We start from the raw sequence: 16,155 nt of genomic DNA, 5'->3' as shown, positions 1-16,155 counted from the left end.
GTATCCCGTGAGAGGTGCTATGGTGGCACGCCATGAATGTGTCAACTATCTCGGGCCTGTGCAATGAGTGGGCGCGCGTCCACCGGTCAGCAGCATGGACAGCGTTTTGGCTCATTGGTGAGGCGTCGACGGACGACACTATTGATGCGTGGCATGATCTGTATTCACTTCCGCGCAACGAGATGGTCCACTTGTTGGGTGAACTCCGACAGGCAGCGTCGGATTATTCCGATCACACTGCCGACGACCCGCTCGTCCGTATAGTTTTGGCAGCGCCCGGTGATCCTCCGCACGTGCCCGGTCATTCGGATGACCAGAAGGCTATTTCCCGCGCGGGAGCGGGATTGGTGATTTCGTCTGGGGATCCAGATTCGCGCGTATTGGTTATTCCCTCTCGTTCCGACGGGATCCCGCGTTTAACGGCGTCGTCAATTGGGGAAGACGTGCCGGCTCCTCCGGCACCAGCGATTGGTGAAGCTGATTTAGCTCTTTCCGAGGCTACGAGGAACGCTGCGTCGATGATTACATCGATGCGAGCAGCTATTGCTGATGTCCCGGATGTACGGCTTCGGGTGGGAACTCTGACGGATTTTTATGACTCTGCTGGTTTTCCTGCAGGTTTTAATCCGAGAGCAGAGAAGCTGTCCGCGCGAGCTGACCATCTATCAGCAATTATTGATACAGCGCGCGCTACCGACAATGGAGCAACGTGGGACGAGCACGTCCTCCCTCTGCTCAGGGTTATTCGGCAGGCCCGGATAGCCTCGCTGGATTACGCTGTCCGCGAGATGCTTCGTGCGATACCTAGGTAATCGATACCAAGATGAACAATCCCTAGGTAATCTCTGCGACTATTTATGGTGTTTGTGCTTTGCCGGGGGAACACAGCAGTTGTCAAAACACGGGACCCCGTTGAGGCTGCATCCATGTTGGGGCTCACCGCCGAGGCGGAGAGGCTCTCTGCCTTCGATGTATTCATCGATCAAATCGATGATCATTCGGGTGAATCGCTGCGTTGGCCCCACGGTTGCCGCCCGCTCGATGGCCATATCAAAATCTTTTGCTTCATGAGCTAGCTCAGTGTCAAGGTCCCATGCCACTTCTACGTGGTCGGACACGAACCCTATAGGAGACACAACCGCAGCCGGAATCCCCTGGTCGTGGAGTGTTGAAATATGATCCACAATATCGGGTTCCAACCACGGAATATGCGGTGGGCCGGAACGCGATTGCCAGACGAGGTCGAAATCATCGTCTGACAGCCCAAGTTTGGTGGCCGTCAAATGTGCGGCCTCATAAATTTGCCGTGAATACAGGTAGTCCCCATCATCGGGGTTTCCGGACGTCTTATCCGCGGAGACCGGAATAGAGTGAGCTGTGAAAACTATTCGACAGTCTTCTCTCCTGTTGCTGGGTATTTTGGCGAGTGCTTCTTGTACGGCTTCTGCTTCAGCCTCGATGAACTCTGGGTGGTCGTAAAACTGACGCAGCTTCGTTAAATCCGGGGGCGTAATTCCCTGGTCATGGCAATGGCGTCGTGCTTTTTCAATGTCTTCATCATATTGACGGCATCCCGAATATCCCGCCCATGCAGAGGTAGCAAATACAAGCGCATGGCGGATTCCGTCATGAGCCATCTTCTCTATGGTCTCGTTCCAGAATGGATGCCAATTCCGGTTAGCGAAATACACAGGGAGATTGCGACCTTGCTTTTCAAGTTCTTTTTCGACGTGTCTAATGATCTCGCGGTTTAAACCATTAAGAGGGCTGATGCCGTTGAAGTGGTGATAGTGTTCTCCTACTTCGTCGAGACGCTCCGGCGGGATGCCACGACCCCTAGTTACATTTTCGAGGAAAGGACGAATATCATCTAGTCCTTCTGGGCCACCGAATGAGGCGACAACGATAGCGTCAACGGGGTACTCACTGGTCTGTGAGTTGCCACAATCGTTGGCGTTGATCTGGTTGTGCGCCGGTCGATCGTCCTTCCTGCCAGGCGGTTCTGTCAACGCCGGGGCATCGTTTATGGCCATCTCAACAGTCTCAATTCTCAGTAGACAATGGTGTTAACGGCAAAAGCCACACGCTGCGCTCGTGCCGTGCCAGTACACGACCGTACCGGCAAGGTGATCCCCACGTCGATAAGGACGGGAGTGAGCAGTGCGTGTGGAGTGCAGACCTAGCCTAGTTTATGAGATGAGCCGGACAACGTTCGGAGTCATGCCACCATAACGAACTGGGCTGATCTTGACGACTGAGCCGGACTCAGGTGCCTCAATCATCTGGTCGTTGCCCAGGTAGATTGCGACGTGCTGGCTAGCATTAGGACCGTAGAAGATCAGGTCACCGCGCTTCATCTGGGAAGCAGGATACTGAGTTCCCGATTGGTACTGCGCTCCTGTGTAGTGCGGCAACTTGAAGCCAGCGATGTAGAAGGCGTACAGCACCAGGCCGGAGCAGTCGAAACCAGCGTGAGCGTAATCGCCGTATTGGTCAGCGACCCCGCCATCCCTAATGCCGACGGTCGGGCCATAGTAGTTTCCGCCACCCCAGGAGTAACGCACCCCTAGCTGTGATTGCGCACGAGCGATGACGGCGTTGATCCGGGTTTCTGCAGAACCGCTGGTTGCGGTTTGTGCATTGTCGCCTGTGTTGGTCGTTCCCGTCGTGGAGCTATTGGCTGAGTTTCCTCCGCCAATTGAGGTAGCGAGTGATGCCTGGTCAGTACCGTCGGTCACTCGGTTCAAGGCGTCAGAGTTGTTCTTGAGACCGTTGACTAGCTGCGAAGTAGTCGACGTGGATTCGTCGTCCGAGTCGGATCCATCGCTGTCGGTGTCAGTGCTGGTTGATCCAGTGCTACCCGACGATGTTGAGCTGCTGCTCTGATCATTACTCGTGTTGTCAGATCTCGTCGAGCTGGAACCAGAAGCCGTGGATCCACTGTTGTCGCTACCCGAGCCGCTACCAGTGTTGTCCGTTGCCGTAGACGCAGATCCCGAACCGGTGTTAGCACTACCGGTGTTACCGGCGTTACTGCCGCTGTTATCGGACTGATTCTGAATCTGGTCCCACGCTTGACGCGCTGCCTGACGCCCGCCATTAACGGCGGCAGCAACCGGGTCGTTTCCTTCCTGGCCTGCCTTCAGTCCGGCTGCTAAGGCCGCCAAGCCACTCGAGGTGAGCCCGATGAGCGCCTTGTCAGCGTCGTTAGACGAGGAATCGAAGGCTGCACCCAAAATCTGCCGCAGCTTTTCGGTCAACTCTTCTACACGCTTGACCGCCTCGGAAGCGATCGTCGCCAGGTTGGCTGCATTTTGACGTGCCTGCTCAACGGTTGGATCGCCGTTGTCTTCCTTCTCCTTGGCATCCTTGGCGGCAGCTAAAGCGTTATCAGCTTTCTGCTTCGCGTCGACGGCAGCTTCGGACCGCTCTTTTTCGGTCTGATCTGCAGCAGCGTAGTCAATGCCCTGGTCGGCCTTAGCGCCCTGGTCGTCCGCATTATCTGCACTACTGGAGCTGTCTGCCTGGTCATTCTGCGCAGAATCCTGCTGATCCTGGGCAGAATTCTCCGAGGAAGCCGTAGCTGGCTCATTTGAAGACGGCTGCTCAGTTGCATCCGACGAGGGCTCGGTGGATTCCTGCTTGGGCTCGCCGGCCCCCGCATCACCGTCATTAGCCGTGTCGTACGCTAATTGCTCCGTTGTCGGCGCAGAGCTTGTGCTCGATTGGTCGTCAGACGAAGCGCTGTCCGACGAGTTGTCCTGGTTGTCAGCAGCGTTATTAGCTGGTGATGCAGAATCCGAAGCCGGTTTGGTGTCCTGCGTTGCCGAAGCAGAGGTGGAAGGACTTGCCGCACTTGTGTCACTGGCGTTGTTCTGAGCCGGCGCCGCTGTTGAATTGCTAGAGGAACCAGTCTTGTCGCCCTTTACTTCGTCGAGGCGTGACTGGATCTCATTCTTGCGAGCTTCGGCTTCCTGGATAGATTTTTGCAGGTCCGCTGCTTTTCGTGACGCTGTTTGAATCGCTTCAAGAGCCTTGTCCTTGGATTCCTTCGCGTCCTTACGCTTAGCGGAGGCGTCGGCAAGCAGCTTGCGGAGAGAGGACTCCTCATTAGCAGCCTGAGTACGCACCTTGTCTAGCTGCGAGACAACTTTGCGTTGCTTCGCTGCCTCGGTGCGCAAGTATGAAGCGCGGTCAAGAGTATTAGCGACGGCATCTTCCCCAGCTGCCATCGTCACCGCATTGGAATCTTGACCTTGCGTGTACTGCGAACGCGACAGGGAGTTTAACTTGTCCTGGGCTTCCTCGACGTCTTTTTGGGACTTGTCGAGCCTCGCCCGTGCCTGGACAACCTTCTCCTGTGCATCGTTTGCATCGCTGGTGGCCTCATCCAGCTCATACACAGTCTTATTTGCTTCTTGACGGATGCCGCCTTGTTCATTTTGCAGCTCAGTCAGCTTTTTCTGTGCCTGAGTTAAATCGTTGGCAAGCGACGCGACGGAATTGGGATCGTCGTTCGGCGCTGCCATGGCATGTGGAGCAGAGGTTACCCCTAGCCCGGCACACAGCAAGACGGCCGCAAGCCGAGTGCGTGCATGTCGCGGATGGGACGTCCGGAAGGCCCTGCGGTCTACCACGCCATTTCTCCTTTGATCGGAAGCATTCATCGTCTGAGCTATGCCTGAAGCCGTCAGTCAATAGAGGTAGAAACCTGATAACCAGCCTTGCTACGGAACCTAGCGACCCACGGAAGTGGTAACAGGAAAGTCAAGGTTTAAAGCTTGACGACTTTCTGCCCACTGTAGCCACGTTGGTGTGCCGATCCCCTCACCTTCTGTCAATCGGGCATACTTCCCCGCATGCCCGGTTGGCGGATGGTTGAAGAGTCTTCTCTAGCCTCAGGGGTTGACTTGTATCGACTTTGGTTGCACAGCTTTATTTTTTTGAACAGTGCCACCGTAGAGCACGTGAACATCGGAAGAAACTCTAATCACATAAAAAACAAGCTTCACATCCTGACAAGAGTCTCGCTTAAAGGCTTGACCAGGGATGATAACGGAATAATTACAAAGTGTGATTTACACCACGTTTTGAATATTCTCGGCGTGTCAACTTGAACCTCAAGTTGAGGTTGAAGGTTTGGGAACGCTGTGGCGCTTCCCCTTAGTTTGTGGATCAGCTAATAAATGCGCCAGAAGGGGTCGCTCTCGGGCCTCCTTAAGTCCTCTGCCCTAACCCGCCGAAAGTCGCCGACTGTAACGCGATAGCGAGCGCTCTATTTGAGGCGCGCATCTTTAACTCTCCCATGCGGTTGTCGACGCTGCGTGCCGCGTCGTAAGTGAATGCTTTACCCCAATACGTTTCCCAAGTGAAAGGAATCAATGCCTTGTGGGCGACCTTTTGATCTCACAGGATCAACTTTCAGGCCCCGGAAGTAACTTTTGGGGGTGAATAAGGCCCCAGATTCGCTTACAGTACGTCTGTACTGTTAGAGTTTGGGCTGCAATATGCTGGGCAAACCCCCTTGTCATGGGATTCTGAGAGCAAAGTTCAAGGTATTGCGCGCAGGCGGCCTTGAATGCTGCCACAATGGATCATGAGGAATCACGACGTTGTGCAGCTTTGTCAGTAGTTTTCTGACAGCTGTAACCCCTGAAAGTCGAAAGAGAAGAGGACTGGAGCTCGCTGTGTCAGAAAGTAAGAACTCCTTTGATGCCAAATCGACGTTGAAGGTTGGAGATAAGTCGTATGACTATTTCCGTCTTTCCGCCGTTCCTGGCATGGAAAAATTACCGTACTCCCTCAAGGTTTTGGGAGAGAACCTCCTCCGCAACGAGGATGGCAAGAACACTACTGTTGACCACATCAAAGCTGTTGCAAACTGGGAACCGAGCGCAGAGCCCGATACTGAGATTCAGTTCACCCCGGCCCGCGTCCTTATGCAGGACTTCACGGGTGTCGCCTGCATCGTTGACCTCGCTACCATTCGCGACGCGGTGGTCACGTTGGGTGGCAAGGCAGAATCGGTTAACCCGCTCAACCCTGCAGAGATGGTCATTGACCACTCAGTGATTATCGAAGCGTTCGGCTCCGAAGATGCCATCGAGAAGAACGTCGAAATTGAATACCAGCGCAATGACGAGCGTTACAAGTTCCTCCGTTGGGGCACTGGCGCCTTTGACAACTTCCGGGTTGTTCCCCCGGGAACAGGCATTGTTCACCAGGTAAACATCGAGTACCTCGCCCGGGTCGTGTTCGACCGTGACGGTCTTGCCTACCCGGATACATGTATTGGTACTGACTCCCACACGACGATGGAAAACGGCCTCGGAATTCTGGGCTGGGGTGTCGGCGGTATTGAAGCCGAGGCTGCCATGCTCGGCCAGCCGGTGTCGATGCTGGTGCCACGCGTTGTTGGATTTAAGCTCACGGGTGAGATCCCCGCCGGCGTGACCGCGACGGACGTCGTCCTCACCATTACCGACATGCTTCGTCAGCACGGAGTCGTCGGTAAGTTCGTTGAGTTCTACGGCCAAGGCGTTTCTTCAGTGCCGCTTGCTAACCGTGCAACCATCGGTAACATGTCGCCAGAATTCGGATCGACAGCGGCCATCTTCCCGATCGATGAAGAGACAATCAGGTATCTACGCTTGACTGGCCGTTCCGAAGAGAAGTGCGCTCTCGTCGAGGCTTACGCTAAAGAACAAGGCATGTGGCTTGACGAGAACACTCCGGAGGCAGAGTACTCCGAGTACCTCGAATTGGATCTCTCGACGGTCGTTGCATCGATCGCTGGACCTAAGCGCCCACAGGACCGCATCGAGCTCACCGATTCTAAGGCTCAGTTCCGCAAGGACCTTCACAACTACAGTGATGGCGAAGTCAAGGACGTTGTCGAAGCAGATGCTCCTGCTAAGGAAGATGTCGCCGACTACAACGAGTCCCGGCCTGGCCATGGCGAATCTGCCGCCGAGGGCGCTGAGGGTCGCCCCTCGTCCCCGATCGTCGTGAAGTCCCCTGAAGGTGGCGAATACACGCTCGACCACGGCATGGTCGCGATTGCATCGATTACCTCGTGTACTAACACCTCCAACCCCTCAGTGATGGTTGGCGCAGGTTTGCTCGCGCGTAAGGCTGCTGAAAAGGGACTGCACGCGAAGCCATGGGTCAAAACCATTTGTGCCCCTGGTTCGCAGGTTGTTAATGGCTACTTCGAGCGCGCTGACCTCTGGAAAGACCTCGAAGCCCTCGGTTTCTATCTCTCCGGCTTCGGTTGTGCAACCTGTATCGGTAACTCCGGCCCACTGCCCGCCGAAATCTCACAGGCCATTAACCAGGCTGACCTTGCCGCAACGGCTGTCCTGTCCGGTAACAGGAACTTCGAAGGCCGCATCTCGCCAGACGTCAAGATGAACTACCTTGCATCGCCTATCTTGGTTATTGCTTACGCAATTGCCGGGACGATGGATTTCGATTTTGACGAGCAGCCACTTGGCCAAGACCAGGATGGCAACGACGTCTACCTCAAAGACATTTGGCCCTCCACGGATGAGATCGAATCCACGATCGAGTCCAGCATTTCCCGTGAAATGTACGAGACGGACTACCAAGATGTCTTCGCAGGCGACGACCGCTGGAAGAACCTGGATACCCCGGATGGTGAAACATTCGCGTGGGATGATGAGTCCTCCTACATTCGCCGTGCCCCTTACTTCGATGGCATGTCCGTCGAACCGGATCCGGTTGAGGACGTGAAGGGCGCTCGTGTCCTCGCGCTGTTGGGCGATTCAGTGACCACTGACCACATCTCCCCCGCGTCGGCAATTAAGCCCGGTACCCCGGCGGCCCAGTACCTGGACTCCATGGGTGTGGCCCGTAAGGACTACAACTCATTGGGATCTCGTCGTGGTAACCACGAAGTCATGGTCCGCGGTACTTTCGCCAACATTCGCCTGCAGAATCAGCTCCTTGATGGGGTTTCCGGTGGATACACCCGAGACTTCACCCAAGAAGGCGGACCGCAGTCCTTCATTTACGACGCTGCGCTGAACTATGAGAAGGAAAAGACTCCTCTCGTCGTCTTGGGCGGTAAAGAATACGGCACCGGTTCGTCCCGTGACTGGGCAGCTAAGGGCACCCTGCTGTTGGGTGTTAAGGCCGTCATTGCCGAATCCTTCGAGCGTATTCACCGCTCCAACCTGATCGGTATGGGCGTCATCCCGCTTCAGTTCCCAGAGGGCGAATCCTGGAAGTCGCTGGGCCTCGATGGCACGGAAACCTACGACATTGAAGGCATCGAGAAGTTCAACGATGACACCATCCCGAAGACGGTCAAGGTGACCGCGACGAAGGAAAACGGTGAAACCGTCAACTTCGATGCAGTTGTTCGTATCGACACACCCGGTGAGGCAGACTACTACCGGAACGGAGGCATCCTCCAGTACGTCCTGCGTCGGATGATGAAGGAAGACAGCTAAGGCAGACTGCCTTCGCAACAGGTATTGGTCATGCCTAAAGTCAGTGACGTTGACCTCGAAAGAAGGAGGTCACAGATTCTCGACGCCGCGCGTACATGTTTCGCCGAATACGGCTACGAAGGCGCAACAGTACGGCGGCTCGAGGAGGCGACCGGACGAACCCGCGGAGCGATCTTCCACCACTTTAGCGATAAACAAGGTCTGTTCTTTGAACTAGCGCGCGAAGACGCGATTCACATGGCAGACATTGCAGCCTCTCACGGACTGATCGACGTTATGCGAAACATCGTCGACAATCCTGATGGATACCAATGGGCATTAACCCAGCTCGAAGTGGGAAGGCTCGTCCGGACTGACCCATCATTTCGTTGTCGTTGGAATAGCGAACACAAGCGTATCGACGATGCGGTGCGGCGAAGGGTCTCCCAGCAGATAGACGACGGTGTCATGCGGACCGATGTCAGCCCTGAGGTCATTTGTTCGTTGCTGATCGTCGTTTTTGATGGGGTGCTCTCTGCCGTTGGTGCAGGTGATACTGCTCCGGAGTTACCCCTCGCCCTTGATGTTTTGGAAGACAGTTTGCGCAAGTAGGTCGTGTTAGGCCAACCACAGAGGTGCTGCGTTATGTAGCGCCTCTTTTTTCATACCCTCATGCCTTTGACGGTGCTGCGTGCATATCTTGACGACGCCGCGCCAGACTTCCACGTGCGAGCAAAAACGCCACGTATCAGGCACGTATGAGGGATGGAAGCGCAGTTGTTTTCCTGCTATGGGTTCCCGCTATTCTGTATAACATGATCGCGATCATGACCGTCACCGGGTTAGATCACACCGGAATTATCGCTGCTGTGGCCACGCAATTGGCAAAAGTAGACGCAAATATTACTAACGTGTCTCAAACAATTATTGGTGATTATTTCACCATGATTCTGCAAGTAGATTTTGATGAGAATTCTCAAAGTCTCGATGCTCTACAGGATGCTATGAAACCCGTAGAGGTAGAGCAGAAACTCAAGATACGTCTTCAGTCGGAAGCTATTTTCCGTGCCATGCACGAGTTATAGGCCGGTGTTGGTATGGATACAAAGCATAATATTCTCGAGACCATTTCCATGATTGAGGAGCAGCGTCTCGATATTCGCACCGTGACCATGGGAATCAACATTCTCCACTGTGCGAATTCTGATATCGAGAAGGCTGCCACTCATATTTATGACACCATTACGAGCTGCGCTGAGCATCTCGTTCCGGTGGCCGAAGGGATTTCCCGAGAACTCGGAATACCTATTGTCAACAAGCGCGTATCAGTCACCCCTGTGTCTCTCGTCGCCGCTGCCTCAGACTGTGTGGATCCGACACCCCTTGCTCACGCCTTGGATAAAGCGGCGAAAACCACCGGTGTGGACTTCGTCGGCGGCTATTCTGCCCTCGTCGAAAAGGGAATGACGAAATACGATCGGGCGCTTATCGATTCCATTCCCGAAGCCCTGGCATCCACCGGGTTGGTATGTTCATCGGTCAATATTGGCTCCTCCCGTGCCGGACTGAATATGGACGCCATCGGGCGGATGGGTGAAGTGATCGTTGAATCGGCACACTCCAACACAGAGAACTCGGTGTTGGGGCCAGCCAAACTCGTCGTCTTCTCCAACGCTGTTGGCGACAACCCCTTCATGGCCGGCGCGTTCCATGGAATTGAGGAGCCCGATTGCGTAGTCAGCGTCGGCGTATCAGGCCCCGGGGTTATCCAACGTGCCCTCGCAAAGGTGCCTGATTGCTCATTTGATGACATGGCGGAAGTCATTAAGAAGTCCGCCTTTAAAGTGACTCGGATGGGACAGCTCGTGGGGGCACTAGCCGCAGAACGCCTAGGTAAACGTTTTGGAATTGTCGATCTTTCCCTCGCCCCTACTGCTGAAATCGGTGATTCGGTCGCTCATATTCTTGAGGAAATGGGGCTTGGGAAGGTCGGGACGCATGGCACGACGGCAGCCTTGGCTTTGCTGAACGATGCGGTCAAGAAGGGCGGGATGATGGCCTGCTCGCATGTTGGTGGGCTATCAGGTTCTTTCATTCCAGTTAGTGAAGATGCTGGCATGATTGATGCGGCTCGCGAAGGGTCAATCACCTTGGATAAATTAGAGGCAATGACCTCGATTTGTTCAGTGGGGTTGGACATGGTTGCAGTTCCGGGCGATACTCCCCCAGAGACGATTTCTGGGATGATTGCCGACGAAGCAGCGATCGGTATGATGAACCATAAAACAACTGCTGTACGAGTTATTCCGGTTCCCGGGAAGACCGTGGGAGACGACGTTGACTTCGGTGGTCTTCTGGGACGAGCCCCGATCATGCCAGTTCATGGAGCATCGTCAGCAACGTTTATTCGTCGCGGCGGTCAGCTCCCTGCGCCTGTTCATGGTTTTAGGAATTAATCTCTGGCATTGTTTGGCCTTGAAAAGCGAATTTACAAGATCTATCCATATAGACTAAGCTGTCTGCTATGAATTTTGTGCTGTTCTCGCCTCGTCACGGAGCTGATGTTGCCGCAAGCGAACTTTATGACTTCATGAGCGCTAGCGGCCTTCAACCTCACGAGCTTGAACAGCGAATGCTTGATAGCGAATCCGCTGAACTGGGAGATCTTCACGGTATCGACGGCATCTTCGTCGGTGGCTCGCCCCATACGGTGACAAACCCTCATAAGGACGATGAGCAGGAGCACATCGAGCGCCTTCTAAGAGCCCTCACAGGCATAAGGATTCCCGTCATTAATATCTGCTTCGGCGCCCATGTCTTAGCAGATACTCATGGCGGAACCATCGCCCGCCTTCATCCCGAAGACTCCGGACCGACGCAGGTTCGCTTGACCGACGCTGCCGCGTCGGACCCTCTGTGCCGGTCGCTTCCCTTAACGTTCCAAGCATTTACCGGCCACACGGAAAATATAGAGATCCTCCCCCAGGACGCCACCCTGTTGGCATATGGTGATGCCTGCCCGATCCAGATTTTCCGGATTGGTGAGACACAGTGGGCCACACAATTCCACGCCGAAATGGATGCGTCGGGGCTGCGTCAGCGGATGGAGTTCTACCGCAACTACGGTTACTTCGGCGTCGATGAGTTCACGTCCATCGTCAACGCTACCGCGAAAGTCGACGTATCCCCCGCGCGGCAGATTCTCGCAAACTTCGTCGATTTCTGCCGCTCATACTCTCGGGAGCTATCCCAGAGCGTCGCCTAGCTGCGAGTCACCGTCGGCGAACGGAATGATCTTATTCGGCGCAGTCGGTGCTTCAACCTCATACGCTGCTACGTGAGCGACGAGCTCTCGGGACGTATCTGCGGGGCGCTCCTGGTTTGCGGTGTCCTCTACGGTGTGGACGTCGATTCCTTTGGCCCGCTCCATGGTGAGCGCCGTCGGTGCCAGGATGGCGAAATCTAATGAGGAATCCAACAGATGTTGGTCCGCAGCACGCTTGGCTAGTGAATAGTGATAGAGCGAGTTGTCCTCGGGTAGGTCGACGGTTGTAGAGCCCCAGAAGCTGACCATGATGTAGCGCGGGGAGCTCTCTAACCGTTGAGCAGCATCGATCGATGCTATCGCTGCGTCGCGGTCGACGGCATAGGTCGCTTCGGTACCACCCTTGCCACCAGCTCCGGCGCTCCACACGATCGCGTCGACGCCAATGAGAAGCTCATCCCACTCTTCAGCGGTCAAGGAGGCGACGTCTTTAACAACCGGGTTTGCGCCGGTTTTGGTGATGTCCTCACTCTGATCTGGATTCCGAATGAGTGAATGAACGCTGAAACCATCTCTCACCAGCAGGGGTGCGAGCTTCAGCGCAACTTTACCGTGTCCACCAATGATTAGTACATTCTTCTTATCAGACATACATCCACTCTAAGGACTTTCTTCTGATTCTGCCAGGGTGGTGCGCCCGACTCGAGGGGCGCATTACATAGTCGCCCGTCTACGTGAGCTCCACGATCTCCATATACTCGTCATTCCACATGTCCTCGTCGCCATCGGGAAGGACAATGACACGCTCCGGATTAAGGGCCTTGACTGCTCCAGGATCGTGCGTGACAAGGACAACCGCACCCGTGTACGTCCGTAAAGCCGCAAGGACTTGCTCACGCGACACAGGATCAAGGTTGTTTGTCGGCTCATCTAAGAGCAAGACGTTCGCGCGAGACGCAACAAGAGCCGCCAACGCAAGACGGGTCTGCTCACCACCAGACAAGGTGCCAGCCGGCTGCTGAAGCTGATCGCCCGAGAACATAAAAGCACCGAGGAGACCGCGGAGGTCTTGTTCACCGGAATCGGGACATGCCTGAACAGTGTTTTCCCACACGGAAGCGTCGGGGTCGATCGTGTCATGCTCCTGCGCGAAATAGCCAACTTTGAGCCCGTGGCCAGTAACAATTCCCCCTTCCCCATCGCTCCGTTCGACGCCGGCGAGGAGCTTAAGGAGGGTCGTCTTTCCAGCACCGTTATAACCCAAAATGACGACGCGGGAACCCTTGTCGATGGCTAAGTCCACCCCAGCGAAAACTTCGAGAGACCCATACATCTTCGTTAAACCGTGGGCGTTGAGCGGAGTTTTACCGCAATGAGCAGGTTCAGGAAATGAAATATGCGCAACCCTATCCGATACATGGACCTCATCGAGTTCGCTGACGATGCGGTCTGCGCGCGCTAGCATCTGCTTGGCAGCAGCTGCTTTTGTTGCCTTCGCCCCGAACCGTGCAGCCTGAGCCCGTAGTGCTGCGGCTTTCTTTTCCGCATTTGCCTTTTCACGTCGACGACGAGTCTCGTCGGTGGCGCGTGCCTGTTGGTATTTTTTCCACCCCATGTTGTACACATCGGCTTCGGCCCGCGTGGCATCCAGGAACCACACCTTGTTACACACGGCCTCGAGCAATTCAACGTCGTGAGAGATAACCACTAAACCGCCGTCATGCTTGCACAAGAAATCGCGCAACCATGTGATGGAGTCTGAATCCAAGTGGTTCGTTGGCTCGTCGAGGAGCAGCGTTGTGTCGGATTTTCCACCCCCGGTGGACGCTGCGAAGAGAATCTGAGCTAATTCGACGCGACGCCGTTGACCACCTGAAAGAGTCTTGAGTGGCTGATCTAACACGCGCGCGGGAAGGCCAAGCGCATCGCAAATCCGCGCGGCTTCAGCATCAGCCTCATACCCGCCCAACGAGTGATAACGCTCTTCAAGGCGCGAAAACTTGCGGATCGCCGCATCGCGACGAGCGTCGGTACCGGTCTCCATGATTTCCTGCTGCCGATCCATGGAAGAGCGAAGCCGATCGAGCCCACGGGCGGATAGCACACGATCCCGTGCCGACTGTTCGATATCGCCTTCTTTTGAATCTTGGGGAAGGTACCCAATATCGCCGGACCGACTAACAGTTCCACCGTAAGCCTGTGTTTCTCCCGCCAAAATACGCATGGTCGTCGTTTTGCCTGCACCGTTGCGGCCCACAAGACCGATGCGATCCCTGGCTTGGACGCGCAGATGGTGTCCAGGTGCTGTCAGAAGTGTTCGCGCGCCAACGCGAACGTCAAGATCCTCGGTGGTAATCACAAGCCGGCAGTATATCGCGTGGACGCGGCTTTGTTCACACCATCGACTATGGCCTTACCGTTGGGCGAACTACTCAGTGTTTTACGGACGGTGTTGCCCCTCGCTAATCCTCGTTCCAGTTCCGATGCTGCTCTGACGATACAGTGAGGTTATGCGTTTTTCGGTGGTCGGGCTAGGTCCTGCAGGAACAGCAGCGTCTGTTGCTGCGCTCCGTTCCGGTTATTCCGTGGAATGCTGGGACCCACATGGTTCGCATTACCCGCCGACGATGGGTGCGTGGGCACACCAAATACCGCAGTGGCTACGTCAGCATCCGCATCCATATTTCTCCCAGTCTCGGCCACGTGTGTGCGGCGACGGTTGGGAAGTTGCCCTTCCGGAGACCTATGTCATTCTCAATCCGGATGCGTTACGTGACCAGTTGCGTGACGCGGGCGGCACGCAATCTCTATCTATTCACGACCAGTGGTATGACTCCACGCGTGACGACGGGCACGTGGTCATTGATACACGCGCGTCGAGCGGTGGTTTCCTCCCAGTTCGGCAACTCGCGGTAGGGCTAGTCCTCCCCGAGCATCTTCTACCGCGCGACCACCGTCGGTCAGTGCTGATGGACATGCGAACATTACCTGACAGTGCTTCTTGTTCCCGCCCGACATCCGATGACGGTGCATCGACGACGGCCCATCCAGGCGTTGATGCATTTTCTCGTATGACGTTCAACTATCGGATGCCTCTGGGACACGGCCGATGGCTGATCGAGGAAACAATTGTCGCAACATCATGCCGCGGGCCTGAGCACTCGCCACATTCCGAAACAGCGCAAGTGGAACATTTGCGATGGGCGCTCGACCGGCGACTCGAACAGCTCGGTATTGATCCAGAAACCGCGCGTCGGCACGCTGTTCGCGAGGAAGTCGTGAGTTTTCCCGTCGCACCCCTACGACGACGAATCCCGCACGTAACACGTCGAAACAACGGTGTGACAAGCATTTTTCCATGGGGTGCAGCTGCGGGATTGATGCACGCTGCCACTGGTTACAGCATCGGAACTGCGATAGATCGCGCTGATAAAGAAATCGGCTGGGCTGCCCATTGGGCCCGATACCCGAGCCTTCTTCAACGTACCGTCGGAGCAGTACACGGGCCTCCTGGAGGATGGGTGGCAGGATGGCTTCAACGGCGTGGCTTGGGCGCAACGCTCCAACTGAAACCAGAGGAGATGCGCCTGTTTTATCGCGAATTCTTCGCCATGTCCCCGCCACGGATTCGCGACTACCTGACGTCCTCTCACGGGTTGGATATCGCCCGATCCATGGTGTCCGTCGTCGCTCGCCTCGTGAGGGTGATGATTAAACCGGACGGACATTCACGACAGGAACGTAAAGCCAAACGTTCACTGGCCCGACGCATGTTTATGTCTCTGTGGCGTGGGAGTGCCACCCCGCTCCCACGTCGGTAAGTCGGGTCGGTGGTTCACGTCGGCACGAAATGCCCGAACTCAAGCCGAGCTAGACAGCGAACCCGAGGGCACGGAGTTGCTCTCTGCCCTCTTCAGTAATCATGTGTGGTCCCCACGGCGGAGTCCACACCCACTCAATACGCATATTGTCAGCAATACCGCGGCCGACCACGGCATCTGTTGACTGGTCTTCCAGCATGTCAGTGAGCGGGCAGGCAGGAGAGGTCAATGTCATGTAGACCACAACATTGTCATCGTCGTCGACCCAAATGTCGTAAACCAACCCGAGATCAACAACGTTGATGCCGAGCTCAGGGTCGACGACATCGTACAGGCTGTCCTGGACCGCATTAGCGATTTTCTGCTGGTCATCGTCCATGGGCGGTAGATCCGGAACGCTGGGGATGGAGCCATCCATCCCCGTTCCCGGTCCCGTTACCGAACCTGCGTCGTCATAGGATTCGTACGAACTGGCAGCTTGATCTTGTGTGGTCGTGTCGTCTTGTGCCATTGGAACTCCTCGTTCTTCCTGGATGGGCGCTGTCTACGGGGATTACCCGGCTGTCATTGTTTCCACTGATTGTTTCTAGTCCCATAAAGCATTGATGATGCT

12 protein-coding genes are annotated in these 16,155 nt (G+C 55.5%); 7 read left to right on the top strand and 5 right to left on the bottom strand.

Annotated features, from left to right (window positions below; all coding sequences use genetic code 11):
- The first annotated feature begins 32 nt into the window (after positions 1-32).
- Positions 33-812: a hypothetical protein gene (locus I6J23_RS08965; protein ID WP_204581779.1), complete on the top strand. Its 780-nt coding sequence runs from the start codon at positions 33-35 to the stop codon at positions 810-812.
- A 39-nt stretch (positions 813-851) separates the two neighbouring features.
- Here I6J23_RS08965 and I6J23_RS08960 read toward each other — a convergent pair whose 3' ends face one another.
- Both I6J23_RS08960 and I6J23_RS08955 read right to left on the bottom strand, forming a co-directional pair.
- Positions 852-2,033 (bottom strand): ferrochelatase, encoded by a 1,182-nt coding sequence (locus I6J23_RS08960; RefSeq protein WP_239454895.1) that lies wholly within the window; start codon positions 2,031-2,033, stop codon positions 852-854.
- 156 nt (positions 2,034-2,189) lie between these two features.
- Positions 2,190-4,637: an NlpC/P60 family protein gene (locus I6J23_RS08955; protein ID WP_239454894.1), complete on the bottom strand. Its 2,448-nt coding sequence runs from the start codon at positions 4,635-4,637 to the stop codon at positions 2,190-2,192.
- Positions 4,638-5,687: 1,050 nt separating this feature from the next.
- On the opposite strand from I6J23_RS08955, the gene acnA reads away from it, so the two are divergent.
- The 5 genes from acnA (at position 5,688) to I6J23_RS08930 (ending at position 11,721) form a co-directional block, all read left to right on the top strand.
- Entirely contained in the window at positions 5,688-8,477 is a 2,790-nt protein-coding gene (acnA, locus tag I6J23_RS08950) for an aconitate hydratase AcnA (RefSeq protein WP_046202312.1), read from the top strand.
- Positions 8,478-8,507: 30 nt separating this feature from the next.
- A complete protein-coding gene (locus I6J23_RS08945; protein ID WP_204581778.1) occupies positions 8,508-9,068 on the top strand; it encodes a TetR/AcrR family transcriptional regulator in 561 nt (186 codons plus the stop codon).
- A gap of 203 nt (positions 9,069-9,271) precedes the next feature.
- On the top strand, positions 9,272-9,541 hold the full coding sequence (locus I6J23_RS08940; RefSeq protein ID WP_204583036.1) for an ACT domain-containing protein: 270 nt from the start codon (positions 9,272-9,274) through the stop codon (positions 9,539-9,541).
- A gap of 12 nt (positions 9,542-9,553) precedes the next feature.
- The gene (locus I6J23_RS08935; protein WP_204581777.1) at positions 9,554-10,912 is read left to right on the top strand and encodes a PFL family protein; all 1,359 of its coding nucleotides are present in this window, start codon (positions 9,554-9,556) and stop codon (positions 10,910-10,912) included.
- Positions 10,913-10,980: 68 nt separating this feature from the next.
- Positions 10,981-11,721, top strand: coding sequence for a glutamine amidotransferase (locus I6J23_RS08930; RefSeq protein WP_204581776.1), 741 nt, complete (start codon positions 10,981-10,983; stop codon positions 11,719-11,721).
- On the opposite strand, the gene I6J23_RS08925 is transcribed toward I6J23_RS08930, so the two are convergent.
- Together I6J23_RS08925 and I6J23_RS08920 are read right to left on the bottom strand one after the other, a co-directional pair.
- Positions 11,701-12,372 (bottom strand): NAD(P)H-binding protein, encoded by a 672-nt coding sequence (locus I6J23_RS08925; protein ID WP_204581775.1) that lies wholly within the window; start codon positions 12,370-12,372, stop codon positions 11,701-11,703. The genes I6J23_RS08930 and I6J23_RS08925 overlap by 21 nt on opposite strands.
- A 79-nt stretch (positions 12,373-12,451) precedes the next feature.
- Entirely contained in the window at positions 12,452-14,080 is a 1,629-nt protein-coding gene (locus I6J23_RS08920) for an ABC-F family ATP-binding cassette domain-containing protein (protein ID WP_204581774.1), read from the bottom strand.
- 151 nt (positions 14,081-14,231) lie between these two features.
- Between I6J23_RS08920 and I6J23_RS08915 the strand changes: the two genes are divergently transcribed.
- Entirely contained in the window at positions 14,232-15,542 is a 1,311-nt protein-coding gene (locus I6J23_RS08915; RefSeq protein ID WP_204581773.1) for a lycopene cyclase family protein, read from the top strand.
- A gap of 49 nt (positions 15,543-15,591) precedes the next feature.
- On the opposite strand, the gene I6J23_RS08910 is transcribed toward I6J23_RS08915, so the two are convergent.
- A complete protein-coding gene (locus I6J23_RS08910) occupies positions 15,592-16,053 on the bottom strand; it encodes a metal-sulfur cluster assembly factor (RefSeq protein ID WP_204581772.1) in 462 nt (153 codons plus the stop codon).
- Between the last annotated feature and the right edge of the window lie 102 nt (positions 16,054-16,155).

Origin of the sequence: Corynebacterium kroppenstedtii (assembly GCF_016894245.1) — a bacterium.
Lineage (GTDB): Bacteria > Actinomycetota > Actinomycetes > Mycobacteriales > Mycobacteriaceae > Corynebacterium.
Note: the sequence above shows the minus strand (reverse complement) of the source record. Positions and strands in the feature narration are given on the sequence as shown.

Excerpts from the sequence above, each read along its gene's own strand:
- I6J23_RS08935 (WP_204581777.1), top strand. The coding sequence starts at position 9,554 with ATGGATACAAAGCATAATATTCTCGAGACCATTTCCATGATTGAGGAG.
- I6J23_RS08940 (WP_204583036.1), top strand. The coding sequence starts at position 9,272 with ATGATCGCGATCATGACCGTCACCGGGTTAGATCACACCGGAATTATC.
- I6J23_RS08945 (WP_204581778.1), top strand. The coding sequence starts at position 8,508 with ATGCCTAAAGTCAGTGACGTTGACCTCGAAAGAAGGAGGTCACAGATT.
- I6J23_RS08960 (WP_239454895.1), bottom strand. The coding sequence starts at position 2,033 with ATGGCCATAAACGATGCCCCGGCGTTGACAGAACCGCCTGGCAGGAAG.
- I6J23_RS08915 (WP_204581773.1), top strand. The coding sequence starts at position 14,232 with ATGCGTTTTTCGGTGGTCGGGCTAGGTCCTGCAGGAACAGCAGCGTCT.
- I6J23_RS08930 (WP_204581776.1), top strand. The coding sequence starts at position 10,981 with ATGAATTTTGTGCTGTTCTCGCCTCGTCACGGAGCTGATGTTGCCGCA.
- I6J23_RS08910 (WP_204581772.1), bottom strand. The coding sequence starts at position 16,053 with ATGGCACAAGACGACACGACCACACAAGATCAAGCTGCCAGTTCGTAC.
- I6J23_RS08925 (WP_204581775.1), bottom strand. The coding sequence starts at position 12,372 with ATGTCTGATAAGAAGAATGTACTAATCATTGGTGGACACGGTAAAGTT.
- I6J23_RS08965 (WP_204581779.1), top strand. The coding sequence starts at position 33 with ATGAATGTGTCAACTATCTCGGGCCTGTGCAATGAGTGGGCGCGCGTC.